A 481-nucleotide genomic window follows, 5' to 3' on the forward strand; every position below is an offset into this window, starting at 1 on the left:
TTTAAGGAGATGTTATGATCGAGAAATTAAATATTGTGAAGCAGCGTTTTGACGAGGTGAATGACCTTATCATTCAGCCTTCTGTGATCGCAGATCAAAAGCGCTATATTGAGCTGAACAAGGAGTACAAGGAGCTTAAGAAACTCATGGAGGTTCGCGCCGAATACCTGAGCCTTATTGAAAATAAAAAGGAAGCCGAAGAGATCATTGCCGATGGCAGCGATCCCGAAATGACCGATATGGCCAAAATGCAGCTGGAAGAGGCCAAGGAGAAGATCCCGGGGATGGAGGAGAAGATCAGGATGATGCTTGTACCTAAAGATCCTGAGGATGCCAAGAACGTGGTGATGGAGATCCGTGCCGGTACCGGTGGGGATGAGGCGAGTATTTTCGCCGGAGACCTTTACCGCATGTACACCAAATATATTGAAAGCCGTGGCTGGAAACACCAGATCGTTGACTTTAGCGAAGGTACCAGCGG

The 481-nt window shown here is 47.6% G+C and carries 1 protein-coding gene; it reads left to right on the forward strand.

Annotated elements, in window-relative coordinates:
- Window positions 1–14 precede the first annotated feature (14 nt).
- On the forward strand, window positions 15–481 hold a 467-nt coding region (locus tag HC175_RS17970; protein ID WP_168139627.1), incomplete at its 3' end, for a PCRF domain-containing protein.

The organism is Salinimicrobium oceani (assembly GCF_012037645.1).